Genomic DNA, 23,856 nt, shown 5'->3' with positions numbered 1-23,856 from the left:
AAGCACCTAAAGTATGCGCGGTTGGCATCTATATATCTAGGGTAAGTTTGTAGTGGCTCCTTAAATTTTGCCACCGACAAAGAAGTTTGACTGTCCGCTAAGGCCGAGGTGCTGAAGCTCACCTATGCTTGCGAGAGGCTGCGTTACTTTCCTAACCAGCCCCTCATTCTTTAGCTTCACTCATGAATTGATTGTCAACGCTGATGCCAACTCGCTCGCACTGTTCATCCCACAGCAAAGCCGGATCCACTGCCAGATCAAACAAACTGATGTGCTCCGGCAATGTTTCATCCAGGATGGCTGCAACAATGTCAGGCGCTAGATTCGTCAAGTTGACCATCCGGCTGACATAGCTGCTGTCGACCCCGACCTGCTTGGCCAGCTCGGTCAAGTTTGCGACCTCACGTCGCTGAATCATTTGCCACCAGCGGTGGCCACGCGCCAGCGCCAGTTGTAGTTGGGTTGGATCTTTGCCTGGCGAGTCAGGCTGCCTGATTGCACCATCGGGAAGACGAACAACGCTCTTGCCATTGCGGCGACCGATGGTAATCGGGATATGCAACTGCAGCCGGCCGTTACTTAACTCGCCTATTTCGGCTTGCCGGGTGGTGATTTGCTTGATCGTGCTCATGCCGTGGCCTCCTGCGCTTCAGCCTTGCCGGCCATATCTTTGATCACTTTTTCCAGACCAGTTTCACGCAGGCGGATCTCCAAATTACTCGGGCTGATGACCACGCGTTCGATCAGTAATTTGGCCAGCCGCATCTGCTCCTCAGGATAAAGATTGCTCCAGACCTGCTCGAGTCGTCGCAATGCCACCATGATTTGTGATTCGTCCAGTTCCGGGTCCACCGCCTGCACGGCACTTACAACCCGCAGCCCAACGGTCTCGTTGTTGAGCAGTGCAAAAAGATGCTTGGTGACGGCCCCTTCGATTTCTGAACCTGGCAAGCGATGGATGCCGGAAGCCCCGGCATATTTCTTCTTATCCAGCTGCGAGATGTAGTAGGTGTACACCCGGCCGGCTTTGCAGGTGTAGGTCGGCGACATCGCTCGGCCATCTTGTGTAAACAGCAAGCCTTTCAGCAAGGCCGGACGGCCATTGCGATTTTGCTGGCTGCGTTTGCGGCGGTGGATGGCAAAAATGGCATGGGCCTGCTCCCACAGTTCAGGACTGATGATCGGCGTATGCTCGCCAGGAAACCACTGGCCTTTGAGTGACAGCTCTCCCAGATAAATCCGGTTGTGCAGGTACTTATAGAGCTGCGTTTTGTCGATCGGCTTGCCAACCCGGACCCGCCCCTCTTGGGTGGTCCAGGATTTGGAGAGTACCTTATCGATTTCCAGCTCTCGGGTTAGGCGCGTCGTCGAGCCCAACTCGACAAAGCGCTCGAAGATATGCCGAACCAGTTTTGCTTCTTGCGGATTAACGACCAGTTTGCGATCGACCACGTCATAGCCCAGCGGAGGCACACCGCCCATCCACATGCCTTTACGCTTGGCAGCGGCAATTTTGTCGCGAATGCGCTCACCCGTTACTTCCCGCTCAAACTGGGCAAACGAAAGCAGGACATTCAGCATTAATCGACCCATTGAAGTCGTGGTATTGAACTGCTGGGTCACCGAAACGAATGAGGCGCCGTGTTCCTCAAACACTTCAATCATGCGGGAGAAATCAGCCAGGCTGCGAGTCAGACGGTCGATTTTATAAACGACGACCACATCAATCAGCCCAGCTTGAATATCGGCTAGCAGGCGCTTGAGCCCGGGCCGCTCCATATTGCCACCAGAAAATGCCGGATCATCATAATCGTCAGCCACTGGCATCCAACCTTCACCTCGCATGCTGGCGATATAGGCATGGCCCGCTTCACGCTGAGCATCAATTGAGTTGAATTCCTGATCCAACCCTTCGTCGCTGGATTTCCGGGTATAAACTGCGCAACGAATACGGGGTTTGACGCTCATGTTTTTCTCCTTTTATCGCTTTTGCTGCGCTTGCTTTTCAGGCCAAAGAAAAACGGCCCGGAGCACTGTGTACCGGTAATCATTTCCGCCAGCTGGGTGAGGCTGTTGTAAACCTGTCCCTCATACATCAGCAGCTGATCTGGCAGGACCACCACCTGGTGATTGCGGCCACCATATTCCCGGTTAAATACGGTACCTGGGGTGAGCTGAATTCGAGCCCGAGCCGGCTTACACCCATACTGAATCAGTGCGGCGATGGCTTTGCGATTGCGCTCCAGCAACTCCGGATCGATTTCTTTGTAAGCATTTTCTTGAAGTTGATAGGCGATCCTTCGCTCCAGAAAAACGCGGTTATGCGTGGGCGCGTCAAAGGCAAACAGCTTCAGCCACAGCCGCCGGATTTCTGGCATGGGCAGATCTGGTAATTGGCTGACTTGTTCCAGCACGCTGGCAGGCAATTCAGGTTGGGGGTTCATACCTGGTTCTCCTTGGCAGTAGACACGTCCACATGAACGCTCTGTTCTGCAGAAAAGCCAAGTTGATTCAGCGGGTTGTTGACCTTGTCTGCCAATCTCAAAATGCCATGGCCAAGAATTCGGCAAATTTCAGTGGCCCGTTGTTCCGGACTCATCAGTTCTGGTGGGGTTTGGTTGTGTTGCTGCATTGCTGGGCACTCCGGGTTATTCAACAAAAATCAGTGGTGAAATTGTCCGGTCAGAAATGCCCCAAAGCCACCAACACATAGGAAGCCGGCGCAAGCGGGAGGAAGGTTTCGCCTAGATCAAACATCACATCAGCCAAATATTTAAAAAATATTTGTGAAAGACTATTGAAACCAAGAACGATCGTTCTAATATGTTTCTGCATGGCAGCATTTCTAACAACTCGTGCTCGAAATCAGGAGGCCCAGATGAAGATCTTCAATCCAAAACAGCTATTCCGTGAAATCCCCAAAGCCTCAATTCAGGCTTTGTTTAGCGCGCGCGGGCATGCCACGCACTTCCCCTTGGATTGGGCGCAGGAAGAAGCGGAGTTAGTCATTGAAGCAACAGCGGTTTGGTTGAAAATGGATGCCACTGAAGCCTATGCGGATCTGCACCATGACTTGCAGCGGATTTTTAAGATGGGGCATGAGCAAGGAATCAAGGCGCTGCGTAATGCCACCAATAATGACGATGAGCTGGACGAAGCATTCCAGCACTGCGTGAATGACGCTGAGCGAGCCTGCTGGGCACTAACGCATCGAGATGATCAATTTCGAGCTGCAGAATTGGCACTTGCCTTCGATGGTCGCAGCAATGGGCGGATGTGGAAACGGCACCAGTTACCAACAGGCCTGGAGTTGTCACGCCTGCGCGATGATCTGGTGGCCTTTGGAGATGCAGTGGCCAAGTTGTATCGAAAAGATGGTGCCGGCAGTAAACATCACGTCGAGATTTATGATCGATACCTAGATGGCACGATCCAGCTGTCCTTCTATGTCGAGGGCCCCAAAAGCGACTCCACCGAGTTTGATGATCAAGGTTTCACGCGACGCCCCATTCGACCGGCGATTGAAACCGGCATTTTGTACGATCCCCAGACAGGTTTGGTGGAGTCCATCGTCAAAGGCGGCATCAAGGCTCACGCACAAGTGCAGGGGATCTTTGGCGAGCACATTTTGAAGCAGGACATACAGCCGGAAGCCGTACAAAAATCGCGGCTGTTCTTGAATCAACTGCTGCGTGGCGTCGATTTATTCGACCCAGCGGGCATGGGGATCGAGTTTGCGCGCCTGCGCCGCGCTCGGTATCAGCACAAACAAGTCGCTGGTATGGCCATTTGTATCGATGCGCCGAGTCCAGCGGATCAACCCGATGCCGCCTCGCTGGCGCAAGCTCATCTTAAAACCCAGCAGGATTTGGCTGAAGAATACGATCTTTCTGCCGTCACCATTACCATTGGCCGAAAACAGCCCGGCAAAGACACGGTTAAAACCTTCAGTTTTGATTGCAACGTCGGTGGCAGCACTTCGATCAAGAACCTCAGTGCCGAAAACGCAAAGCTGGCCAACGAGCTACTGCAAGAATGCGGAGTGCTCGGATGAGTGCTGCCTTGCAGACCTTGGCTTGTTTGGTGCGCTGGTTAGACAATCCTAACGCTCCCATTTTGATCGGCGCATCCACTAGGCCAGAGGAGCATTCTGCTAGGGAAACGCTGCTGGGCTGGCGCTGGCTCAAACCAGGCCAGCGGCTAGTCACCCTCAATTGCCCAGAATGCGGACTAGGTGCGCCGGTGCACCCAGAGCAAGACAAGCTCTATTGCACGGACTGCGGAGATATCGACATTCCGTCAGATGAACTTCGCGCTTACCACCTTGATGTCGGCAAGATCATGACGGCGCTTCAACTTGGCTTGAATGCAGGTGCACAGCCGGCGGAGCTCATTCCTCAGCATTTGTGGCTGGTCGGCAAAGTTGCCCGCAAAAACAAGCAGATTCAAGTTTGGCTAGCCTGTGGTTTGGGCAAGTCGGGCGTCGCACAGCAAATCGATGAGATGTTAACGCAACGGCAATTTCATAGTCAGGACATCCTGCTGACGAGCTCTGGGCCTGAGCGATGGCAAAACACACCGCTAGCCCAGCGACAGCCCAAACTGCTCCTCGATTCAGTTCATCTGGGGCGTGCGAATTTTCATTTCGACAACAGCAGGCTGGCAATGCGGCCAGTGCTTGCCGATGAAGCACTGCCAGATAATCTGTCCACCCTCGACTATGTCACTGACGGCTATGCGGTTGTCGACGGTGAGCGCCATAAGCTGACGCCTCAGCAGAAAAAAATGCTGCTGGCGCTGATGCAGCATCCCGATCATGAAATGACAAAGGGCCAGTTACAGCAAGCAGTTGGCAGTACTGCTGCCATATTTAAACCCGTCGACATATTCAAAAAGAGCAACCGTGCTGTCTACGATCGGTTTATTCAGTATCACGATACCGATGAAGTCTACCTGCTGAACAGTTTCAGTTGAAGTCTATTTACAGTTATTCAGCAACAAATCCCGAAGAATGAGAAGTGAAAGCCGGGCGACCTTATTCAAAGTGGCCCGGCTTTCGTCCCGCCCCATTCCCTATTGAAGTTGAGCGCTTTTCGATCACAGCATGTATCACTACAATCTAGCTGACTGTGCCAGCATACGGCCAACTTCCCTGATGGTTACTTAGCTAAAGCATTGCAGAAGCAAAAGGCATGTCTGCAAGGCCGGGCGAACCCTAAGCAAACCTAACGATCAATGAAGATCTTTTGCGATCGACCTTGGCGTGGCCGTAACGCTTTTTTGGGTTGGTATTGAGAGCCTACCAAGATGCGTTGTGCTCTTCAACCCCCTCAATTGGATAGCCGTACTCTAGCAGCGCTTTTCTGACGAGCATGCGCAACAAGATACTTTCGTCTAACATCATTTCAGTCGATACGCATGCTTGGGTGAGGACTTCGTCAATCCATACCAACAAAAGCGTTACATCGTAACGTCCGACTACCTTACTCGCGTAAACATTAGTCTCTGGAAATTGCATCTGGCACTCGTCCTTAATCAGGCGATACTGATGGACTAAACAAAACTCCCCCTTGCCCATAGAGTGCACCAGCAATCGTCTAGTAGGCAACGTCTTAATAATTTTTGAACTGCAACTGCAAGATGTGGTGTTTTCTGGTATTGGAGCTTGGCATTTCGCACAGAATTTTTTATTTCGGTACGGAAATGAGAGCAATACTTCGCCCTCTACTTTGATCATCTGGATGTTGTAAATTCCTTGACTGTCTTTCTGCAGATCGTGATAAATCTTGAAGGTGCGTCTGCGCAACTTCGGGCCATACACCTCCAATAATCTTTGCAACTGGCTTTCTTTTGCCAGAACAGAGCCATTTTTCCAACCACTTACAACTGATTGCTGGGTACGACATGCATCTGCAATATCCTTCTGCGTCCAGCCATCACGCAATGCCATAGTTATCAGCTGCTTTGTGTATCGATACTTTTTCTTATCTTCCATTATGGCCACATTTGATGTAGGCGGGTTTCCCGCCTACCAATTAACACCCCAACAGTTATTTCTTCTTAATGACAGCTTGCTTTTGTTGATTCTGCTGAATTTGTTTTCCTCGGTTTCCCTGGTTCTGATCGTAAGTCTTATTAGTTCCAGGTGTTCCCTTGTTTTTGTTACTGATATCGCCTTGATGGTTCGACATTTTATGTGCTCCAAATAGTTAATTAAAGGAGCTCATATTGTGCCGATACCATAAATTTATGCCATTGATATTGTGGCGATAATTTCATGATACTTCTAGATATTGTAAATCAATGCCAGTGCAACAGTAGAGCATTGCTCTAAATTGAGCTAAATGCAGTAGTACCACCGACTTGATTGGCGACTGCTAACCAAGTTATCTAGCACGTTGTAACTTCATAAAATCCCACCGCAGCAGCCCACTTCTCCCACCGCGAATCCCACCACCCCACACGCACACTACGCTCACGGTTACTCGCCGTACTTTTTACAACCTGACGAGCGAAAGGAGCAACTGTGGATACCTCCCTTGTCGTATCTGCCGGTCGATTGACGCCACAGCAACTGGCTGAGCGCTGGGGCTTTAGCCCTAACACGCTGACCCGCTGGCGCCATGAAGGCATCGGCCCACTGTATCTCAAGCTGGGCGGCCGTGTGCTGTACCGGCTGGAAGATATCGAGCAATACGAACTCCATTCCCTGCACAAAGATCCGGCGACCCGGATTGCACCTCAAGGAACGATGCGATGACTGCAACATTACAAACCCTCGGTACACCTGGTGAATACAGTATCGCCCAGCTGGAAGCGATGCCTGCCGCTGAATTTCAGCAGCTGGACCTATCACTGGCCGAACTTCAGCGCTGGGTCAAAGATGCCCAAGAGCGCATGCAAGCAGCCAAAGTGCGTCGCTTCGGCACCCTTGAACAGCAAGCGCGCCTGCGTGAAAGCAAGCCCAATGGCGTGATCCACTTTGACGCGGGTGATTTTCAGGTGACTGCCGATGCGCCAAAACGGGTGAGCTGGGATCAGACCAAATTGGCTGATTTGGCGCGCCGCATTACAGCCAACGGTGAAAAGCTCGAAGACTACATCGACATTGAATACACCGTCCCCGAAGCCCGGTTTAACGCTTGGCCTGAGAGCTGGCGCGCTCAGTTTATGCCGGCCCGGACGGTCAAAATTGGCAAGCCAACGTATCGGCTGGCACTGCTGAAGGAGGTGTTGTAATGACTTTGCCGATTATTTCAGCTCAAGATCGGTTGCAGTTTAAGCGCGGCGCCAAAGTGCTGCTACTGGGCCCGGCCGGCATCGGCAAAACGACTCAGCTGACCACTTTGGATGAACAGCGAACCTTGTTTGTTGATCTCGAAGCGGGCGATTTAGCCGTGCAGGACTGGCCTGGCGACACGATCCGACCGCAGACCTGGCAGGAGTTTGTGGACTTGGTGGTCTTTCTGGCTGGTCCCAACCTTGCGCTACCTGCCGATCAGTGGTTTTCAGCTGCGCATTTTGCCCATGTGTGTGAACGCTATGGTGCACCCGAGCAACTGGAGCGCTATGACACCTTTTTCGTCGACAGCATCACCATACTTTCGCGGCTGTGCTTTACCTGGTGCAAAAGCCAACCGCAGGCTTTTTCTGAAAAAACCAATAAGCCGGACATTCGTGGCGCATACGGCTTGCTCGGCCAGCAGATGATCACGGCGCTGACGCAATTGCAGCATGCCCGGGGCAAAAACGTGGTCTTCGTAGCCATCCTCGAAGAACGCCTGGACGACTTTAACCGCAAGGTGTTTGCGCCGCAGATCGAGGGCAGCAAAACCGCGCTGGAGTTGCCCGGCATTGTTGATGAGGTGGTCACGTTGGCCTCGCTCAAAACCGAGGATGGCACCGCATATCGCGGCTTGGTCACTCACACCATGAATCCATGGGGATTTCCGGCCAAGGATCGCTCGGGCCGCCTTGACATGGTCGAGGAACCGCATCTGGGCAAGCTGATTGCCAAATGCGCAGGACAACATCAATCAAATACGACAGGACGATAAATCATGAATAGCAACGCATATGCACAAGCCAGCGGCGCTGGCCAATGGATGGACTTTAACGATGCACCGGAGCAGGAAAGCTTCGAGATTATTCCGAAAGGCACGCTGGTCAAAGTGCGCATGACGCTGAAACCGGGCGGTCATTACGACCCGGCTCAAGGTTGGAATGATGGCTATCCGACCCGCAGCGATGACACCGGCGCCATTTACCTGAATGCCGAATTTGTGGTGCTCGATGGTCCGTTTGCCAAACGCAAACTGTGGACGCTGATTGGCCTGCACTCTGAAAAAGGCCCGGCCTGGATGGAAATGGGGCGCCGATTTATTCGAGCGGTGCTCAATTCCGCCCGCCAGATTGCACCTGCGGATAGCTCACCCCAGGCGCAGGCTGCGCGTCGCATTACCAGTTTTGGTGATCTGGATGGCATTGAGTTTGTGGCTCGGATCGACGTTGAAAAAGATCGCAATGGCGATAACAAAAACGTGATCCACCAGGCCATTGAGCCAGGCCATAAAGACTACCAGCGTTTGCTGCAGGGCCTGCCTACCCCAAGCGCCGCACCGGGAGGGCTTGAGCAGATGAAGGACGATCTGCCATGGGTAGGCCAAACCGCTGCAAGTGCGGCACCTGCCGCGAGCCCTGCATCGCCAGCCGGCTTTAGCAAACCGGCGTGGGCGCAGTAATGGGATTTCGCTGCTTCGTCTGTTCACGCGAAGCGCGAGGTCTTGGGGTGCGCGATCATCGGCACCCCGTCGGTGATCCGCGCCGCTATCGCTATGACTGGCAGTTTTGCAGCGCAAGGTGCTGCCAGATTTTTAAGTTTCTGAGAGACAAAACGGAGATCGACATGATTGATCCCAGCCCAATGGAACAATCCGCCATGACGGCATGCTTGCAGCCGCTTGGGGAGTATGTGGCCAGCATCAATATGACCCGGCCACTGGCTGACTACAGCAAAAACGAGATCCTCACTCTGATTGAGGTCGTTGTGACGGCGTACACCGCCAGCATGGCCGATCAGCACGCGGCCGAGGCTGATAAAACCGATGCTTACTTTGCCATGGTGCGCGAGCAACAACGTAAACAAGCCGCCAAAGCAGGAGGCCGTCATGCTTGATTTCAACCGACAACCCAAGTTCAACGAGCACTTTAGCCAGTTAATCGATCAAGCCCTGCAGGCGCAACAGCGCAAGGAAACACCGCGTAACTATCTGGGTGGCTCCCGGTTGGGCGTTTACTGCGAGCGTGCACTGCAGTTCGAGTATGCCGGCGCACCTGTTGATCCCGGCCGAGAATTCAGCGGTGGCTTATTGCGGGTGTTTGCAGTCGGTCACGCACTGGAAGATCTGGCGGTGCATTGGCTACGGTTAGCAGGACTGGCATTGCACACCCGCCGGCAGAACGGGCAACAGTTCGGTTTTTCTGTCGCGGGCGGCAGGCTCCGTGGCCATGTAGATGGCGTGATCACCGATGCCCCTGCGGAGCTGGGCTGGACGTTTCCGATGCTGTGGGAGTGTAAAACCATGAACCACCGATCTTGGAATGACACGGTCAAGCGCAAGCTGGCGCTCGCCAAGCCCGTCTACGCGGCCCAGGTTGCGATTTACCAGGCCTATATGTCGGCCGAGATCCCCGGCATTGCTGAAAACCCCGCGCTGTTTACGGCCATCAACAAAGACACGCAGGAAATCTATGCCGAACTGGTGCCCTTTGATGCGGCATTGGCCCAGCGCATGTCTGATCGAGCCGCCAAGGTGCTGGCCGCGACAGCGGCGGGTGAACTGCTACCACGAGTGACGTCCGACCCTGCGCATCACGAATGCCGGCAATGCGCCTGGCAGGATCGCTGCTGGGCCGCTCAGCACTAAACCCATCCCTTTTCGCCTGATTGGCTGTCCTCTGCGGAGCACGGTCTGGGCCAACTCACGCCTACATTCTGGAGAAGATATGAATCGATGGCAGGATTTTAATGACGCAAGCGACGTTCCACTTGCACAGCGCTTGAGCCGAGAGGATGCGCTGAATGCGCTACTTGCTCGGCTGGAGCAGGTATTGCGCACGCTCTACCCAAACGTACAGTTCCGGCAAAACAAAGCCTATCTCGGCAATATTCGTGGCGATCAAGGCCGCAGCCTGGAGTTTGAACTCCGGGGCGATCGTGCCGGACTCTGGTTCGATCATGAAAGTGGTGAGTCCGGCGACTTGTTTGCTGCCTGGAGCGCTGCGCGCGGTATTGATCATCGCCGGGAGTTTCCGGCATTGCTGGACGATATTGCGGATTGGTTGGGCACACCCCAGGCCAAAACATCATCAGCTCGAGCAGACAAAGCCCCAGCCACAGATGAGCTGGGGCCGTATACCGGCAAATGGGACTATGTCACCGGCAGCGGCGAGCTGATTGCCTGCGTGTATCGCTATGAGCCTGAGGCCGGTAAAAAGGAATTCCGGCCATGGGATGTCAAACGCCGCAAACAGGCGGCGCCAGATCCAAGACCACTCTACAACCAGCCAGGTCTGCTACAGGCTACTCAGGTGCTATTGGTCGAAGGCGAAAAATGTGCGGATGCTTTGATCCAGCTGGGCATCGTGGCCACCACCGCAATGCAAGGCGCCAAAGCCCCAGTCAATAAGACAGATTGGTCGCCGCTCGCTGGCAAATCGGTACTGATTTGGCCGGACAAAGATCAACCCGGCTGGGCGTACGCTGAACAGGCTGCCGCTGCTGCTTGGCAGATTGGCGCCACTCAAGTGGCGATTCTGTTACCGCCGGATGATAAACCCTGCAAGTGGGATGCCGCCGACGCGGTCGCGGAAGGTTTTGATGTCGTTAGCTTTGTCTCGCAAGGTGAGCGCATCGAGGTGATGGCATCCGCCATGAGTCAGGATGAAGACGAGGAGCAGCTGCCGGCGCAATTTACGGAAGATGCCATCGCCAAAGTATTCGCGCAGCGTTACGGCGACGATTGGCGCTATGTGGCCACTTGGGGCAAATGGCTGGTCTGGACCGGAAAGCGCTGGCAAACCGAAGCGACCTTGCAGGCCCAGCATCTGTCCCGTCTGGTTTGCCGGGAAATTGCACTGCAATGCAAAAACATCCGGACCACCAGCAAACTATCGAGTGCCGGGTGCGTTGCTGCTGTAGAGCGCTTGGCCCGGGCCGATCGCCGGATCGCAGCCACCAGCGATGAATGGGATTCCGACCCATGGTTGTTGAATGTGCCAGCCGGCACGATTCACTTGCAGACAGGAACGGTGCAGCCGCACCAGCGTGCTGACCGGCTAACCAAATTGGCTACCGCCAGCCCGCACGGTGACTGCCCAACCTGGCGTACGTTTTTGCAGACCGTGACGGCTGGCGATCAAGCACTGCAGGATTACCTCGCCCGCGTGGCCGGCTACGCCCTGACCGGCGTCACGACAGAGCACGCGATTTTCTTCCTGTATGGCACTGGCGCCAATGGCAAATCGGTGTTTCTCAATACCCTGGCAACCCTGCTGGGTGAATACGCCACCAACGCACCAATGGACACGTTTATGGAATCCAAAGGCGATCGTCATCCAACGGACATGGCGGGCTTGCGCGGGGCACGTATGGTGACCTCGATTGAAACCGAGCAAGGCCGGCGCTGGGCCGAGAGCAAGGTCAAGGCATTGACCGGCGGTGACAAGATCTCCGCGCGCTTTATGCGGCAGGACTTTTTTGAGTTCACACCGCACTTCAAGTTGATGGTGGCCGGCAACCACAAGCCGGCGATACGCAACATCGATGAGGCCATGAAGCGTCGCCTGCACATGATTCCGTTCACGGTCACGATCCCGCCTCATCGCCGGGACAAGCTACTGGCCGACAAGCTGCTGGCTGAACGAGACGGCATTTTGGCCTGGGCCGTGGCGGGGTGCCTGGCGTGGCAGCAAGGCGGCTTGTGCCCGCCGCCTGCCGTTCTGGCTGCAACAGAAGAATATTTCGAAGCCGAAGATGCATTGGGTCGCTGGATCGACGAGCACTGCCTCCAAGATCCAGCGCTCTCAGGCCTGACAGCAGCACTGTTTGCCGATTGGAAGTCCTGGGCGGAAAGCACCGGCGAATTTGTGGGCTCGGTCAAACGCTTTGCCGATTCCCTGACCAGCAAAGGCTTCGAGAAATGGCGCAACAGCCTGGGACAGCGCGGATTTAAAGGGCTGGCCTTGAAAAACACCGATCATCACTACGACGGGAGATATGGCGAATGAGGATCATAACAACCCCAATCCCGACGGTTCTGACGGATCGGACGGGTTTCCCCATTAGCTTTCACGCCTGCGTGCGCGCACGCACGTATAGAGAGTTACTAACCAACCCGTCCGATCCGTCAGACGTGACAAACCAGGAGTAAAAAATGGAACAACGAACAATTCTGGCGCTGGATCTGGGCACGCAAACCGGTTGGGCGCTCTGGACAGGTAATGGATCGGTCATCAGCGGCAGCGAGTGCTTTAAGCCTCAGCGCTTTGAAGGCGGCGGGATGCGCTTTCTGCGCTTCAAACGCTGGCTCACCGAAATCAAGCAATCGGTAGATGGACTGGATGCCGTCTACTTCGAGGAAGTGCGTCGGCACATGGGCGTCGATGCTGCACATGCCTATGGCGGATTTATGGGCCAACTGACGGCATGGTGTGAACACCACCAAATTCCGTATCAGGGCGTGCCAGTCGGGACGATCAAAAAGCATGCGACTGGCAAAGGGAACGCAGGTAAACAGGACATGATCATGGCTGCCCAGCAGCATGGTTTTACGCCAGCAGATGACAACGAGGCCGATGCCCTGGCTTTGATGCGCTGGGCAATAGCACAGGAGCAGACAGCATGAAAGTGAGTGGACAACCCTATCGCTGCGCGCTGGCGAAATTGCAGCCTAATCCGATGGATGTGGAACAGGTTAAACGCCAGGGGTGGCAACAAGAGCAGATCCTGGTCGTCAACGCGGATGACACCCGCCTGGACTGGACGGAGAAAGAACTGGTTCGCCGACTTGGCGAGCGGCTTTATGGACAAGGAGGTCAGCGTGGATAAATGGGATCAAGACAGCGTCGTTGCACGACTGCAGGAAGCGGTCGATACCGCCCGCCGAATGCCATCGGCGAAGGTCATCGGGTACTACAACCTCTGGCCCACCATGGTTCGGGAGCCATGGGAGGCCATGGCTGATCAAGACTATCGGCGCCCTCCTCCTGGGCCAAAAGCCATCGAACGCATGGAAGAAACCATGCGCTGGATGCTCTGGCTCGAAGTGGAGCAGCGGCATCTGGTCTGGATGCGGGCGAAGAACTACGAGTGGAAAGATATTTGCCGGCGCTTTGGTTGCAACCGTACGACAGCCTGGCGATGGTGGACCAAGGCCGTCGGCACGATTGTTGAGCAGTTAAATCAGCGACAAAGCGAAGGCGTAGCATCATGTAGCAAGTTATCGTGATGGGCAGTTAGCTTGCGGTATCTACTGCAACTTTCCTACCCCGGGCAGCCTGCAACACATTGGCCTGTTTTGGGGTAGTATGTCAGCTATGATCTCGAGCAATGAGCGATTGAGCCCAGCAGCCCGAATCACCAGCAAGACCGAGTAAGGTCAACGGGTCCTCCCGGCAGCACAAAGCATGCGGGGGGAGCGCGCCCAGCACCTCGCTAGCGTCACCCCCTAAAACCGGGTTCGCAGTTCGCACCCGGTTCGCACTTCAAATCCCCCGGAAATTTATGAATCACCTTCAGGTTCAGATGCGCCCGATTGCGGCGCTGCTTCCGTACGTCCGTAATGCCCGCACGCATTCTGACGCTCAGGTCGCACAAATTGCCGCCAGCATGGTCGAATTTGGCTGGACCAATCCGATCTTGGTCGACGGTAGCAATGGAATCATCGCCGGCCACGGTCGGCTGATGGCTGCTCGGCAGCTGGGTTATTCCGAAGTGCCTGTGATCGAACTAGCCCATCTGACGCCTAATCAGAAGCGGGCCTATATCCTGGCGGATAACAAGCTCGCAGAAAATGCTGGTTGGGATGAAGAGCTGCTGCGCTTGGAATTGGCCGATCTGCAGCTGGCCGATTACGACCTGGGCTTGATCGGTTTTGATCCAGATGAGGTCGAGCATCTACTCAATGGCGGCGATTCAGAACAAGCGGGCCTGACGGATGACGACGCCGTACCGGATGCCACGGATGACCCAGTTACCCAGCGCGGCGACGTCTGGATCCTAGGCGAGCATCGTGTGATGTGTGGCGACTCCACTGATCCCGCCGATCTGGAAATCTTGATGCAGAGTGATCTGGCGGACATGGCGTTCACCGATCCACCCTATAACGTGAACTACGCCAATACCGCGAAAGACAAACAACGCGGCACCCATCGACCGATCTTGAATGACAATCTGGGTGAAGGTTTCGCCGGATTCTTGGCTGCGGCATGTAGCAATCTGCTGCACTACACCAAAGGCGCAGTCTATATCGCCATGAGCTCGAGTGAACTCGATACCTTGCAACTGGCATTCCGGGGCGCAGGCGGCAAATGGTCAACCTTCATCATCTGGGCTAAAAACACATTCACGCTCGGGCGCGCGGATTATCAGCGGCAGTACGAGCCGATTTTGTATGGCTGGCGCGACGGCACCGATCACTACTGGTGTGGTGCCCGTGATCAGGGCGATGTTTGGTTCATCAACAAGCCGGCCAAGAACGATCTGCATCCAACCATGAAACCAGTCGAGCTGGTCGAACGCGCCATCCTCAACAGCAGCAAAACACGGGATATTGTTCTGGATCTGTTCGGCGGATCGGGTACCACATTGATCGCCGCTGAAAAATCCAATCGCCGCGCCAGGCTGATTGAGCTAGATCCAAAGTATGTCGATGTGATCATCAAACGCTGGCAGGACTACTCCGGCAAGCAGGCGATCCGGGCTGTGGATGGCATGGCGTTTGACACTATATTGGAGTCCCCTGCCCTGGCTTGCGGTGAATAAATGCAACATTCACCGCGTATTTTGCGGCGAATAAACAAACCAGCAGTTAATCAAGCCGTATCCGCAGCATCAAGATCAGGTGATCAATTTCTGACTCCACAAAACCGTGATGCAGGTAAAAGTCTCGGGCCGATTCATTCAGCGCATGAACCAGCATGGCCCGAATGCCAATTTCTTGTGCCAAGCGTGTGGTGCGTTGCACCGCATTTTGCAGCAGATCAGCACCAAGACCTCGGCCATGCTGACGATGGTCAACGGCAAGCCGACCTAAAACCATCACGGGAATTGGGTTGGGCATATTGCGCCGAATGGCACTGACCGAACTGGCATGGTCAACCGCGCCGGCCGCTAAGGCATAGTAGCCATGAACCATGCCAGCATCATCCGTCACGACAAAGGTTCGAGATGCCCCCGAAGATTGATTGGCTAACGCACGCCGGCGCAACCAGTCATTCAGTACAGGCTCATTACAATCAAACGTGCTGATATCGTGCTCAGCCCGCAATAAAGTCGGAGCTTGAAGCATCAGCTTATTTTTCCCATGCTGGTCGACGGGCCAGCAAACGCTCTAGCGCCGGATTGGCATCAACAGGGGCATCCAGTGCTGCACTGAAGCGCGAAAATGCAGCTTCATCCAGCGCAAAAAAAGTTCGGTCAAGAATAACGGCCTGCGCTTTTTCACATGCAGCTTCCAGCATGAAGTCAGATCGGTTTTTGCCCAACGCACTGGCTGCACGATCAATCAGATCGCGCTGCTCAGAATGGGCTCGCAGATTAATCGCAATGTCTCGCATGACGAATGCCTACACAATGAATACACATCACTAATGTAGGCCGATGCATACACATTGTCAATACAACATCAGGTAATGCGATAGGTTCGCTGCTGGCCATTCATTTTTTCAGACGACAGGTTGAGACCGAGTTTTTTACGCACGACACCCGCCAGTGCACCTCGGACAGTGTGTGCCTGCCATTGTGTTGCAGCACAAATCTGTTCAACCGTTGCGCCTTCAGGCCGCTGCAGCATGCTGATCATTAGCACCTGTTTGCTGTTGACACGAGGGTAGCGCGGTGTTGGCCCAGCTTCGAGCTGTGTGACGCCTTGCTCTACGGCGGCTGGGTAGGCTCGAGCAAAGGCAGCATAAGCTGCGACGGTGGCCCTGTAGCCGCCACCATGCGGCTCAACCAAGCCACGTTGTAACAAGCTGCCCAGGACGCGGTCACGCGCACCGCCGTTGACCTTGGCCGGAAACCAGACCAGCAAGCCAGTCGGGTGAAGCGTCGCAGCATCAAGGATTTGTTTCTGAGTCGCGCTGAGCGGCATGGTGTTCTCCTTAGCCCCGGTCACCCAGGGCGCTGGTTATTACTTGGCAAATTCGCCATCTTTGAAATAGGCGTCGGTGACTTGCTTAAGCACTTCGATGCGATGCCCCATGTCGCCGACGTCTCCCCATTTGACGTCATCAGGGTCGACGCTGAAGTGATCGTCCAGCATGGTTTGCAACCGGTTTAGCAGAGTTTCAAATTCCCCGACTTGGGCCACAAATACTTCAATGGGTTGTTGGCGTGGGCTATTCATTTTGCTGCTCCTTGTGCGTTGTCGTGTCTACATGAAGGCTTCAATTCAACACATAATCAAGTCATTTGTTCTACTTTTAACCGGTATTTATCAGACCCGCAGAGCGGGGCTGTTCACGATCACTCCTGAATCAAATCAGCAGGCTCAACCAACTCAGTGCAGTGCGATGCCAGTCGCACAACCGCTTTGCCATCACGCCAACCTTGAAGCCGACCCGAGCGGCGGCGGCCGCCTTGATCGATAAAATGCACGCGCTGGTTTGGCTGATTTTGTTGGCCAGCCTGATAGGCTGCCTCCAGTGCGGCGCGCAGATTCCAGACCGCCAGGTCATAAAAATCGAGGCTGTCGCTGTGTCGCGTATCTAGGGTTTCAAGTCCGAGGTGCTGCTGGGCAATCTGGCCGAGGATGGTGTCGATGGTGTTCATGTTTCATTGCTCCGGTTGGGGTGAACACATTCATCGCTTCATTCCAATTGATTATCAAGCCGATTCTTAATCTTATTTTTGGGTATTTGCATGGGGATCTCGATTCGCGCCTACGCTCGCGAACGCGGGGTGTCTGACGCTGCGGTGCGCAAAGCCATCAAGGCTGGGCGGATTACGCCAGAGCCCGATGGCACCATCGATCCAGCTCGCGCGAATCGCGAATGGGCCCACAACACCGATCAGGCACAGCAGCGCAGTTCAGTCCGCGCCGTGCCCAATGAAGCCCTGTCCACCGTGCGGGATACAGTCAGCGATAACTCGTCAGGTATCAGTGGCGGTACCACGCTGCTCCAGGCCAGAACCGCCAATGAGGTGCTAAAAGCCCAGACCGGCAAAGTCCGACTGGCGCGCTTGAAAGGTGAACTGGTCGATCGGGCCCAGGCCGTCGCCCATGTATTCAAGCTTGCACGCGCGGAACGCGATGCGTGGCTGAATTGGCCATCGCGGGTGTCTGCACAAATGGCCGCCGAATTGCAGGTTGATCCACACACGCTGCACATCACGCTTGAACGCGCGGTTCGGGATCACCTGACCGAAATGACTGAAATCCAAGTGAGGATTGATTGATGAGGTAAGCCCACATTGTTGCCCTACGACGGAGCCTTGGCCATTGATGCAGCTTGGCGTGAAGGCCTAATGCCTGATCCACTGCTCACAGTCTCGCAATGGGCAGACCTGTACCGATTTCTTTCCGGTAAATCCGCTTCGGAGCCAGGCCGATGGCGCACTAGTCGAACGCCTTACTTGAAGGCGATCATGGATTGTCTGTCGCCGACCTCCAAGGTGGAGCGTGTTGTCTTTATGAAAGGCGCACAAGTCGGCGGTACCGAATGTGGTAATAACTGGATGGGCTATGTCATCCATCTATCGCCAGGCCCGATGATGGCAGTCTCGCCCACCGTGGAAATGGCCAAGCGCAACTCAAAACAGCGGATCGATCCGTTGATTGATGAGTCACCAGAACTGATCTCGCGCATTGCCCCCGCTCGGGCCAGAGATTCGGGCAACACAATACTGGCCAAAGAGTTTCGTGGTGGTGTGCTGGTGATGACCGGTGCCAATAGCGCCGTGGGCTTGCGCTCGATGCCAGTGCGGTATCTTTTTTTGGATGAAGTGGATGGTTATCCCGCTGATGTCGATGGCGAGGGTGATGCCATTTCACTGGCCGAGGCCCGTACCCGGACCTTCGCTCGCCGGAAGATCTTTATTGTTTCAACGCCAACGATTGCTGGTGCCAGTGCCATCGAACGTGAATATGAAGCATTCAATCAGCAGCGCTATTTTGTGCCATGCCCCCACTGTGGCCATGCCCAGTGGCTGCGCTTTGAACAACTACGATGGGAAAAAAGCCAGCCAGCATCTGTGGCCTATGTGTGCGAGTCCTGCGAGCAGCCCATTGCTGAGCATCACAAAACTTGGATGCTGGAGCGTGGTGAGTGGATCGCACAGAACCCCGGCTGCCAAAGCAAGACGGCCGGCTTTCATCTGTCGTCGCTCTACAGCCCGGTAGGCTGGCGCTCCTGGGCTGATATTGCCGCAGCTTGGGAGGCTGCCGTGAATCAAGAAACCGGCTCCAGTTCGGCCATCAAAACCTTCAAAAATACCGAGCTAGGTGAAACCTGGCTCGAAGATGGCGAAGCACCAGATTGGCAACGTCTGCTGGAACGGCGTGAAGATTATCCAATCGGCCAGATCCCTCTACCCGCCCTGCTACTCACTGCGGGTGCCGATATCCAAAAAGATCGGATCGAAGTCTCTGTCTGGGCATTCGGCCCGGGCAAGGAATCTTGGCTCATTGAGCATCGTGTTCTGATGGGCGATACGGCCCGCGATCATGTCTGGCAGGCTCTGGGACAGTTATTGGGCGAAACCTGGACCCACGCCAGCGGAGCACAACTCCCGTTGCAACGTTTAGCAATTGACACCGGCTTTGCGACCCAGGAGGCCTATTCGTTTATCCGTGGGACGCATGATCCCCGGGTCATGGCCGTCAAAGGTGTTCGTGCCGGCGCCATGGGTGGTGCCGCACTGATTGGCACGCCAACCGCCGTCGACATCACGGTCGGGGGTAAAAAACTGCGTCGTGGCATTAAGGTTTACTCCGTCGCTGGCGGCATCGCCAAGCTGGAGCTCTACAACAATCTGCGTAAACAAGCTGATCTCGCAGATGACGGATGCACACCAGAGTATCCGGCCGGTTATGTTCATCTGCCCAAGGTCGACGGTGAATACATCCAGCAATTGTGCGCCGAGCAACTGATTACCCGGCGTGACCGCCATGGTTTCGCGATCCGCGAATGGCAAAAGATGCGAGAACGAAATGAGGCACTCGACTGCTATGTCTATGCCCGAGCAGCGGCCGCTGCGGTTGGGCTAGATCGATTCGAAGAACGTCACTGGCGAGAACTGGAACGACAACTTGGCATAGACAACCAAAAAGCTCAACGTCTCGCACCGTCTTCACAAAACGCAGAAACCACCCACAGTAGTGGGCATTCCAAAACCAAACAATCTGCCCGGCGTGTCATCAAAAGCCGCTGGTTAACTTAATTCGAGGAAGTCCCTATGAGTCTTGCCACCCAAATCGAAAGCCTGGTCCTGCGTGTCGCGCAGGAATTCAAAGACATTCGCAGTAAAACCGGCAACTTGACCAGTCTCTCCACGAGCGACAAATCCAGCTTGGTGGCCGCTATCAATGAGCTCAAAACTGCCGTAGTTGCAGCCGTTGCTATTGATGATGCTCATGTTTCAAGCAGTTCGACGTACTCATCGAACAAAATTGTCACGCTGCTGGATGCGCTCAAAGCCGATATTTTGGGTGGCGCTGATGCGGCTTATGACACTTTGCTAGAAATCCAGCAAGCACTCAGCAGCTCATCATCCGGGCTGGATGCCTTGCTGGCTGCGGTTAACAAACGCATCCGTTATGATGCGGCGCAGTCGCTTAGCACGGCGGAACAAACCCAGGCCCGTAGCAATATTGGCGCGGTGTCAGCCAGTGCGGTGGGCAATACCGACACTGATTTCGTGGCCATTTTTGAAGCCGCGCTGCTCTGATGACACTGGTTCAACGTATTGGTCAATTAGCGGCCCGTTTAGCTGAAGCATTGAACGACAAGCCCAGTCTAGGCCACCCGGCACTGGCCAAGGCCTGGGTTTGTTTTGCCGTCGAGAACAATCAGATCGTAGTGCGTGCTAGCCATAACATGGGCTATGTTGCTCGTCTCGCAGCTGGTCGGTATCGGCTAGCGTTTGCCACCCCGTTACTGGACACCAATTATTGCTGGCAGGCTTTTGCCACCAGTCCACGTAACGCCAACAGCAGTGCGACGTTTCGTATTGCAAGCGCACGAGCCACGCAGGATGCAAAGGCCGCGACCCACCTTGAGTTGATCTGTACATCGCTCAGCGGCAATTTGGCCGATGCTCCTGAAATTAATGTCGTGGTGTACCGCTGATGGCTTTTACCGAAGCACAACTGATCGCTCTGGAAGATGCACTCGCCAAAGGTGAGCGTCGAGTGACCTTGGGTGATAAAACCATCGAGTACCGCACGGTCGAAGAACTGCAGCAGGCCATTCGAGCCATCCGCAAAGGATTATCAGAGCAAGCAGTTGCAACAGGTCTGTGGCCCAGAGCCCCACGGCAAATCCGCTTGAATACAAGGAAAGGCACCTGATGTGGTGGGCGCAACTCAAACGTAGATTATTCGGTGGCGTGCCCACCTATGACGGCACCGGATTGGGTCGGCGCGCACTGGGTTGGCAAGTCGGCAATCCAGGCGCTGTCATGGCTCTGGCATTTTCGCAGGACGAATTACGCGCCAAAAGCCGCGATTTGATTCGTCGTAATCCATGGGCGGCGGCCGGCATTGAAACCTTTGTAGCGAATGCCATCGGTACCGGCATCAAACCTCAGTCCATGACCAGCAATATTCAAGTGCGTGAACAGATACAGTCGCTCTGGAGAGCGTGGTGCGAAGAAGCCGACGCCGCTGGCTTGACTGATTTCTATGGCCTGCAAGCACTGGCCTGCCGCGCCATGCTTGAAGGTGGTGAGTGTTTATTGCGCTTGCGCTACCGCCGCCCGGAAGATGGTCTGGCCGTCAGTTTACAGATTCAGCTACTGGAAGCCGAGCATTTACCAGTCACCATGAACACGACCCTGAGCAATGGCAATGTCGTCCGTGGTGGCATCGAATTTGATGCCCTGGGTCGCCGGGTTGCCTACCACCTGTACCGCAATCATCCGGGTGATGGCAGTCTGGCACCGAGCCAAGAAGGCAATTTGCTCGACCTCGCGCGGATTCCTGCCGATGAAATCATCCATCTGTTTCGACCGCTACGCCCCGGCCAAATTCGGGGTGAACCATGGCTTGCACGCGCCTTGGTCAAACTGAACGAATTGGACCAATACGACGATGCCGAACTGGTACGTAAAAAACAGCCGCCATGTTTGCGGGCTTCATCACCCGGCAAGCGCCTGAAGACAATCTGATGGGTGAAGGCCTTGCTGATGACGCTGGGGTCGCAATCGCCGGACTGGAGCCGGGCACGCTACAAATTCTGGAGCCAGGCGAAGATATCCGGTTTTCCGCGCCAGCGGACGTGGGCAATGCCTATAGCGATTTTATGCGACAACAGTTTCGTGCTGTCGCGGCGGCGATGGGCATTACCTATGAAATGCTCACTGGCGATCTGAGTCAGGTGAACTACTCATCAATTCGCGCAGGTTTACTAGAATTTCGCCGTCGCTGCGAGGCCATCCAGCACGGTGTCATCGTGCATCAATTGTGCCGACCCATCTGGCGAGCTTGGATGGATCAGGCTGTTTTGGACGGCAGCCTATCATTGCCTGGGTATGCCCAGCAGCGCCGGCGAATTTATCAGGCCGCTAAGTGGATACCTCAGGGCTGGCAGTGGGTCGATCCGAAAAAAGAATTTGATGCGGTACTCACCGCCATTCGGGCCGGACTACTCAGTCGTTCCGAAGCGATTTCCTCTTTCGGCTATGACGCAGAGGACATCGATCGTGAAATCGCCGCAGATAACCAGCGCGCCGACGAGCTTGGTCTGATCTTTGACTCCGACCCTCGTCAGGATTACCGCAACCCGAAAACACCGAATGGATCGTCGACGACGACCTGAAGCAACAGGGTCAGATTAGCACTCGGCTGCGCATCCATATAGGCCAGCCATTTGCCATTGCGGTCAGCTTGCCAGAGTGACCACAGCCCGTCGGCGTACTTGAAGCGGGCGATCGGAAACGTACCGTTCCGTCCCCAGTCTGTTGCGGTTTTTTCGCTCAAGGTAATGCCATCGCCCCGAACCGAAAACGTCAACACGCTGCGAACAGAGCCTTGGCGTGGCCAACTACGCTGACAAAACCCCAGCAATATGGTCTCGGCAGAAGTACGAATGTCATCAGGAATTGCCATATCCACACTGCCATCGCGGCAGTCCATAGAGAAAACCAATGATTTTACCCCAGCAATCGTTACCGCAACTGGCTTTGCCTCATTTGTCACAACGACTCTATAACACGCCACTCTTACTACACCAGCCCAAGCTGGATGTGATTTTGTCGATATTGGGTGAGCGTATCGGCCTGCAAGGTTTGAATCTAAATGGCTTCAGTGAGCTACCCAAAGACACACCAAGCCGAGTCAGCAATAGCATCGCAGTCATTCCCATCTACGGTACGCTGGTGCGGCGCACCGTTGGATTGGAAGCCGCATCCGGGCTTCTGTCCTATGGCGAGATTGGCCGCCAACTAGATCTTGCGCTTGCCGATCCATCAGTGCACGGCATTTTGCTGGATATGGATTCGCCCGGCGGTGAGGCCGGCGGTCTATTTGAGTTGGCCGAGCGCATTCGCGCCGCCAGCCAGATTAAGCCGATCTGGGCCCATGCCAATGATGCAGCTTATTCAGCGGCGTATGCCTTGGCTGCCGCTGCTCAGCGGATCACGCTTTCGCCTACGGCTGGCGTTGGCTCCATTGGCGTGATCGCACTGCACGTTGATCAAAGCGTGCGTGATGAACGTGAAGGTCTGCGCTACACCCCAGTGTTCGCAGGGGCCCACAAAAACGACTTTTCTCCCCATGTGGCGCTCACGCCAGATGCCCAGTCTGCGCTGGCGGACGAGGTACACCGCTTGTACGGCATGTTTGTCGATCACGTAGGCCTGATGCGCCAGTTATCGCCCCAAACCGTGCAGGAAACTGAGGCGCGAGTGTTTTTTGCCGAGGCAGCCGTCCAAGCCAAGCTCGCAGATGCCGTGTGCAGTTACGAGCAGGTGCTCAGCGAATTCGCACGCCACCTGCAAGCCCATCCTGCAGCGCCCGTCGCGACTTCCAAAGCCACTTCTAATCCAATTTCGACAAGGACCATACCGATGTCACAACACACCATGCTCGCTGGCCCAGAACACGAAGAAGATACTGATCAGGACGATGCTAATCCGACTTCAGCGGAAACCGATCCCGACAATACCGCGCCAGATCCGCGTAGCGAAGCACTCGCCATTGCCGAAACCTGCCTACTGGCCGGCGTGCCGCAGCGGACTGCTGAATTTCTGGCGTCAAACCGATCCGCCGCCCAAGTTCGGCAAACCCTGCTAAATACCCGGGCCGAGCAAACCGAAATCAGCTCATTGATAACGCCACAAGCAGCCGCCAGTCTGCCCTCGGCGCAGAACAGCCCGGTTGTGGCTGCAGTCAAGAAACTCACCAGCAAGGACTAAAA

30 protein-coding genes and 1 pseudogene are annotated in these 23,856 nt (G+C 55.0%); 20 read left to right on the top strand and 11 right to left on the bottom strand.

Annotation, left to right across the window (positions count from 1 at the left end):
* Window positions 1-163: 163 nt before the first annotated feature.
* The 4 genes from FLS37_RS03765 to FLS37_RS03750 are packed head-to-tail and all read right to left on the bottom strand — an operon-like array spanning window position 164 to window position 2,632.
* Window positions 164-631: a LacI family transcriptional regulator gene (locus FLS37_RS03765; protein ID WP_157314593.1), complete on the bottom strand. Its 468-nt coding sequence runs from the start codon at window positions 629-631 to the stop codon at window positions 164-166.
* Window positions 628-1,968, bottom strand: a complete 1,341-nt coding sequence (locus tag FLS37_RS03760) for a recombinase family protein (RefSeq protein ID WP_157314592.1) — start codon at window positions 1,966-1,968, stop codon at window positions 628-630. The genes FLS37_RS03765 and FLS37_RS03760 overlap by 4 nt, the downstream gene beginning before the upstream one ends.
* Entirely contained in the window at window positions 1,965-2,444 is a 480-nt protein-coding gene (locus FLS37_RS03755; protein WP_157314538.1) for a DUF2924 domain-containing protein, read from the bottom strand. The genes FLS37_RS03760 and FLS37_RS03755 overlap by 4 nt, the downstream gene beginning before the upstream one ends.
* Window positions 2,441-2,632 (bottom strand): hypothetical protein, encoded by a 192-nt coding sequence (locus tag FLS37_RS03750; protein WP_157314537.1) that lies wholly within the window; start codon window positions 2,630-2,632, stop codon window positions 2,441-2,443. Before FLS37_RS03750 ends, FLS37_RS03755 begins: the two co-directional genes overlap by 4 nt.
* A 246-nt stretch (window positions 2,633-2,878) precedes the next feature.
* On the opposite strand from FLS37_RS03750, the gene FLS37_RS03745 reads away from it, so the two are divergent.
* Window positions 2,879-4,054, top strand: coding sequence for a hypothetical protein (locus tag FLS37_RS03745; RefSeq protein WP_157314536.1), 1,176 nt, complete (start codon window positions 2,879-2,881; stop codon window positions 4,052-4,054).
* Window positions 4,051-4,974 carry a hypothetical protein gene (locus FLS37_RS03740; protein ID WP_157314591.1) on the top strand — a complete coding sequence of 308 codons (924 nt, stop codon included), beginning with the start codon at window positions 4,051-4,053 and terminating at the stop codon, window positions 4,972-4,974. The genes FLS37_RS03745 and FLS37_RS03740 overlap by 4 nt, the downstream gene beginning before the upstream one ends.
* A gap of 325 nt (window positions 4,975-5,299) precedes the next feature.
* Here FLS37_RS03740 and FLS37_RS03735 read toward each other — a convergent pair whose 3' ends face one another.
* Window positions 5,300-5,995: a helix-turn-helix transcriptional regulator gene (locus tag FLS37_RS03735; RefSeq protein ID WP_157314590.1), complete on the bottom strand. Its 696-nt coding sequence runs from the start codon at window positions 5,993-5,995 to the stop codon at window positions 5,300-5,302.
* 531 nt (window positions 5,996-6,526) lie between these two features.
* On the opposite strand from FLS37_RS03735, the gene FLS37_RS03730 reads away from it, so the two are divergent.
* The 11 genes from FLS37_RS03730 to FLS37_RS03680 all read left to right on the top strand — a co-directional run bounded on the left by FLS37_RS03730 (window position 6,527) and on the right by FLS37_RS03680 (window position 15,043).
* Window positions 6,527-6,760, top strand: a complete 234-nt coding sequence (locus FLS37_RS03730) for an AlpA family transcriptional regulator (RefSeq protein ID WP_232522481.1) — start codon at window positions 6,527-6,529, stop codon at window positions 6,758-6,760.
* Entirely contained in the window at window positions 6,757-7,239 is a 483-nt protein-coding gene (locus FLS37_RS03725; RefSeq protein WP_157314589.1) for a hypothetical protein, read from the top strand. The genes FLS37_RS03730 and FLS37_RS03725 overlap by 4 nt, the downstream gene beginning before the upstream one ends.
* Window positions 7,239-8,057: an ATP-binding protein gene (locus tag FLS37_RS03720; protein WP_157314588.1), complete on the top strand. Its 819-nt coding sequence runs from the start codon at window positions 7,239-7,241 to the stop codon at window positions 8,055-8,057. The genes FLS37_RS03725 and FLS37_RS03720 overlap by 1 nt, the downstream gene beginning before the upstream one ends.
* A gap of 3 nt (window positions 8,058-8,060) precedes the next feature.
* On the top strand, window positions 8,061-8,741 hold the full coding sequence (locus FLS37_RS03715; RefSeq protein WP_157314587.1) for a hypothetical protein: 681 nt from the start codon (window positions 8,061-8,063) through the stop codon (window positions 8,739-8,741).
* Window positions 8,742-8,905: 164 nt separating this feature from the next.
* Complete coding sequence (locus FLS37_RS03710) at window positions 8,906-9,175, top strand: DUF6511 domain-containing protein (protein ID WP_157314586.1); 270 nt, start codon at window positions 8,906-8,908, stop codon at window positions 9,173-9,175.
* Entirely contained in the window at window positions 9,168-9,926 is a 759-nt protein-coding gene (locus FLS37_RS03705) for a PD-(D/E)XK nuclease family protein (protein ID WP_157314585.1), read from the top strand. The genes FLS37_RS03710 and FLS37_RS03705 overlap by 8 nt, the downstream gene beginning before the upstream one ends.
* A 79-nt stretch (window positions 9,927-10,005) precedes the next feature.
* Complete coding sequence (locus tag FLS37_RS03700; RefSeq protein WP_157314584.1) at window positions 10,006-12,288, top strand: phage/plasmid primase, P4 family; 2,283 nt, start codon at window positions 10,006-10,008, stop codon at window positions 12,286-12,288.
* 146 nt (window positions 12,289-12,434) lie between these two features.
* The gene (locus FLS37_RS03695; RefSeq protein ID WP_157314583.1) at window positions 12,435-12,905 is read left to right on the top strand and encodes a crossover junction endodeoxyribonuclease RuvC; all 471 of its coding nucleotides are present in this window, start codon (window positions 12,435-12,437) and stop codon (window positions 12,903-12,905) included.
* On the top strand, window positions 12,902-13,108 hold the full coding sequence (locus FLS37_RS03690) for a hypothetical protein (protein WP_157314582.1): 207 nt from the start codon (window positions 12,902-12,904) through the stop codon (window positions 13,106-13,108). The genes FLS37_RS03695 and FLS37_RS03690 overlap by 4 nt, the downstream gene beginning before the upstream one ends.
* Window positions 13,101-13,508, top strand: coding sequence for a DUF6362 family protein (locus FLS37_RS03685; protein WP_198314474.1), 408 nt, complete (start codon window positions 13,101-13,103; stop codon window positions 13,506-13,508). Before FLS37_RS03690 ends, FLS37_RS03685 begins: the two co-directional genes overlap by 8 nt.
* Before the next feature lie 275 nt (window positions 13,509-13,783).
* On the top strand, window positions 13,784-15,043 hold the full coding sequence (locus FLS37_RS03680; RefSeq protein WP_157314580.1) for a site-specific DNA-methyltransferase: 1,260 nt from the start codon (window positions 13,784-13,786) through the stop codon (window positions 15,041-15,043).
* 46 nt (window positions 15,044-15,089) lie between these two features.
* On the opposite strand, the gene FLS37_RS03675 is transcribed toward FLS37_RS03680, so the two are convergent.
* From FLS37_RS03675 to FLS37_RS03655, 5 genes are all read right to left on the bottom strand, one after another.
* The gene (locus FLS37_RS03675) at window positions 15,090-15,569 is read right to left on the bottom strand and encodes a GNAT family N-acetyltransferase (protein WP_157314579.1); all 480 of its coding nucleotides are present in this window, start codon (window positions 15,567-15,569) and stop codon (window positions 15,090-15,092) included.
* 4 nt (window positions 15,570-15,573) lie between these two features.
* Entirely contained in the window at window positions 15,574-15,837 is a 264-nt protein-coding gene (locus FLS37_RS03670) for a DUF1778 domain-containing protein (RefSeq protein ID WP_157314578.1), read from the bottom strand.
* A 68-nt stretch (window positions 15,838-15,905) separates the two neighbouring features.
* A complete protein-coding gene (locus FLS37_RS03665) occupies window positions 15,906-16,370 on the bottom strand; it encodes a DUF3489 domain-containing protein (protein ID WP_157314577.1) in 465 nt (154 codons plus the stop codon).
* A 39-nt stretch (window positions 16,371-16,409) separates the two neighbouring features.
* Window positions 16,410-16,625, bottom strand: a complete 216-nt coding sequence (locus tag FLS37_RS03660) for a hypothetical protein (protein ID WP_157314576.1) — start codon at window positions 16,623-16,625, stop codon at window positions 16,410-16,412.
* A gap of 119 nt (window positions 16,626-16,744) precedes the next feature.
* Window positions 16,745-17,050, bottom strand: coding sequence for a hypothetical protein (locus FLS37_RS03655; protein ID WP_157314575.1), 306 nt, complete (start codon window positions 17,048-17,050; stop codon window positions 16,745-16,747).
* 90 nt (window positions 17,051-17,140) lie between these two features.
* On the opposite strand from FLS37_RS03655, the gene FLS37_RS03650 reads away from it, so the two are divergent.
* The 6 genes and pseudogenes from FLS37_RS03650 to FLS37_RS17090 all read left to right on the top strand — a co-directional run bounded on the left by FLS37_RS03650 (window position 17,141) and on the right by FLS37_RS17090 (window position 22,257).
* A complete protein-coding gene (locus FLS37_RS03650) occupies window positions 17,141-17,677 on the top strand; it encodes an elements of external origin (RefSeq protein ID WP_157314574.1) in 537 nt (178 codons plus the stop codon).
* A gap of 69 nt (window positions 17,678-17,746) precedes the next feature.
* Window positions 17,747-19,660 (top strand): phage terminase large subunit family protein, encoded by a 1,914-nt coding sequence (locus FLS37_RS03645; RefSeq protein WP_157314573.1) that lies wholly within the window; start codon window positions 17,747-17,749, stop codon window positions 19,658-19,660.
* Window positions 19,661-19,675: 15 nt separating this feature from the next.
* Window positions 19,676-20,167: a hypothetical protein gene (locus FLS37_RS03640; RefSeq protein ID WP_157314572.1), complete on the top strand. Its 492-nt coding sequence runs from the start codon at window positions 19,676-19,678 to the stop codon at window positions 20,165-20,167.
* A complete protein-coding gene (locus FLS37_RS03635) occupies window positions 20,167-20,568 on the top strand; it encodes a hypothetical protein (RefSeq protein ID WP_157314571.1) in 402 nt (133 codons plus the stop codon). Before FLS37_RS03640 ends, FLS37_RS03635 begins: the two co-directional genes overlap by 1 nt.
* Window positions 20,568-20,789: a phage head-tail joining protein gene (locus FLS37_RS03630; protein WP_157314570.1), complete on the top strand. Its 222-nt coding sequence runs from the start codon at window positions 20,568-20,570 to the stop codon at window positions 20,787-20,789. The genes FLS37_RS03635 and FLS37_RS03630 overlap by 1 nt, the downstream gene beginning before the upstream one ends.
* Window positions 20,789-22,257, top strand: a pseudogene (locus tag FLS37_RS17090) (phage portal protein). Before FLS37_RS03630 ends, FLS37_RS17090 begins: the two are co-directional and overlap by 1 nt.
* On the opposite strand, the gene FLS37_RS03620 reads toward FLS37_RS17090, so the two are convergent.
* Window positions 22,212-22,586: a DUF3024 domain-containing protein gene (locus FLS37_RS03620; RefSeq protein WP_198314471.1), complete on the bottom strand. Its 375-nt coding sequence runs from the start codon at window positions 22,584-22,586 to the stop codon at window positions 22,212-22,214. The pseudogene FLS37_RS17090 and the gene FLS37_RS03620 sit on opposite strands and share 46 nt — an antisense overlap.
* On the opposite strand from FLS37_RS03620, the gene FLS37_RS03615 reads away from it, so the two are divergent.
* Entirely contained in the window at window positions 22,586-23,854 is a 1,269-nt protein-coding gene (locus tag FLS37_RS03615; protein ID WP_232522480.1) for a S49 family peptidase, read from the top strand. The genes FLS37_RS03620 and FLS37_RS03615 overlap by 1 nt on opposite strands.
* Window positions 23,855-23,856: the final 2 nt, after the last annotated feature.

It is taken from the genome of Chitinibacter sp. GC72 (assembly GCF_009760905.1).
GTDB lineage: Bacteria > Pseudomonadota > Gammaproteobacteria > Burkholderiales > Chitinibacteraceae > Chitinibacter.
This window is presented reverse-complemented; position numbering and strand designations above follow the sequence as displayed.

Bases quoted from the DNA above. Each gene is read 5' to 3' on its own strand.
- FLS37_RS03765 (WP_157314593.1), bottom strand. From the start codon at position 631: ATGAGCACGATCAAGCAAATCACCACCCGGCAAGCCGAAATAGGCGAG.
- FLS37_RS03760 (WP_157314592.1), bottom strand. From the start codon at position 1,968: ATGAGCGTCAAACCCCGTATTCGTTGCGCAGTTTATACCCGGAAATCC.
- FLS37_RS03755 (WP_157314538.1), bottom strand. From the start codon at position 2,444: ATGAACCCCCAACCTGAATTGCCTGCCAGCGTGCTGGAACAAGTCAGC.
- FLS37_RS03750 (WP_157314537.1), bottom strand. From the start codon at position 2,632: ATGCAGCAACACAACCAAACCCCACCAGAACTGATGAGTCCGGAACAA.
- FLS37_RS03745 (WP_157314536.1), top strand. From the start codon at position 2,879: ATGAAGATCTTCAATCCAAAACAGCTATTCCGTGAAATCCCCAAAGCC.
- FLS37_RS03740 (WP_157314591.1), top strand. From the start codon at position 4,051: ATGAGTGCTGCCTTGCAGACCTTGGCTTGTTTGGTGCGCTGGTTAGAC.
- FLS37_RS03735 (WP_157314590.1), bottom strand. From the start codon at position 5,995: ATGGAAGATAAGAAAAAGTATCGATACACAAAGCAGCTGATAACTATG.
- FLS37_RS03725 (WP_157314589.1), top strand. From the start codon at position 6,757: ATGACTGCAACATTACAAACCCTCGGTACACCTGGTGAATACAGTATC.
- FLS37_RS03720 (WP_157314588.1), top strand. From the start codon at position 7,239: ATGACTTTGCCGATTATTTCAGCTCAAGATCGGTTGCAGTTTAAGCGC.
- FLS37_RS03715 (WP_157314587.1), top strand. From the start codon at position 8,061: ATGAATAGCAACGCATATGCACAAGCCAGCGGCGCTGGCCAATGGATG.
- FLS37_RS03710 (WP_157314586.1), top strand. From the start codon at position 8,906: ATGATTGATCCCAGCCCAATGGAACAATCCGCCATGACGGCATGCTTG.
- FLS37_RS03705 (WP_157314585.1), top strand. From the start codon at position 9,168: ATGCTTGATTTCAACCGACAACCCAAGTTCAACGAGCACTTTAGCCAG.
- FLS37_RS03700 (WP_157314584.1), top strand. From the start codon at position 10,006: ATGAATCGATGGCAGGATTTTAATGACGCAAGCGACGTTCCACTTGCA.
- FLS37_RS03695 (WP_157314583.1), top strand. From the start codon at position 12,435: ATGGAACAACGAACAATTCTGGCGCTGGATCTGGGCACGCAAACCGGT.
- FLS37_RS03690 (WP_157314582.1), top strand. From the start codon at position 12,902: ATGAAAGTGAGTGGACAACCCTATCGCTGCGCGCTGGCGAAATTGCAG.
- FLS37_RS03680 (WP_157314580.1), top strand. From the start codon at position 13,784: ATGAATCACCTTCAGGTTCAGATGCGCCCGATTGCGGCGCTGCTTCCG.
- FLS37_RS03675 (WP_157314579.1), bottom strand. From the start codon at position 15,569: ATGCTTCAAGCTCCGACTTTATTGCGGGCTGAGCACGATATCAGCACG.
- FLS37_RS03670 (WP_157314578.1), bottom strand. From the start codon at position 15,837: ATGCGAGACATTGCGATTAATCTGCGAGCCCATTCTGAGCAGCGCGAT.
- FLS37_RS03665 (WP_157314577.1), bottom strand. From the start codon at position 16,370: ATGCCGCTCAGCGCGACTCAGAAACAAATCCTTGATGCTGCGACGCTT.
- FLS37_RS03660 (WP_157314576.1), bottom strand. From the start codon at position 16,625: ATGAATAGCCCACGCCAACAACCCATTGAAGTATTTGTGGCCCAAGTC.
- FLS37_RS03655 (WP_157314575.1), bottom strand. From the start codon at position 17,050: ATGAACACCATCGACACCATCCTCGGCCAGATTGCCCAGCAGCACCTC.
- FLS37_RS03650 (WP_157314574.1), top strand. From the start codon at position 17,141: ATGGGGATCTCGATTCGCGCCTACGCTCGCGAACGCGGGGTGTCTGAC.
- FLS37_RS03645 (WP_157314573.1), top strand. From the start codon at position 17,747: ATGCCTGATCCACTGCTCACAGTCTCGCAATGGGCAGACCTGTACCGA.
- FLS37_RS03640 (WP_157314572.1), top strand. From the start codon at position 19,676: ATGAGTCTTGCCACCCAAATCGAAAGCCTGGTCCTGCGTGTCGCGCAG.
- FLS37_RS03635 (WP_157314571.1), top strand. From the start codon at position 20,167: ATGACACTGGTTCAACGTATTGGTCAATTAGCGGCCCGTTTAGCTGAA.
- FLS37_RS03630 (WP_157314570.1), top strand. From the start codon at position 20,568: ATGGCTTTTACCGAAGCACAACTGATCGCTCTGGAAGATGCACTCGCC.
- FLS37_RS03615 (WP_232522480.1), top strand. From the start codon at position 22,586: ATGATTTTACCCCAGCAATCGTTACCGCAACTGGCTTTGCCTCATTTG.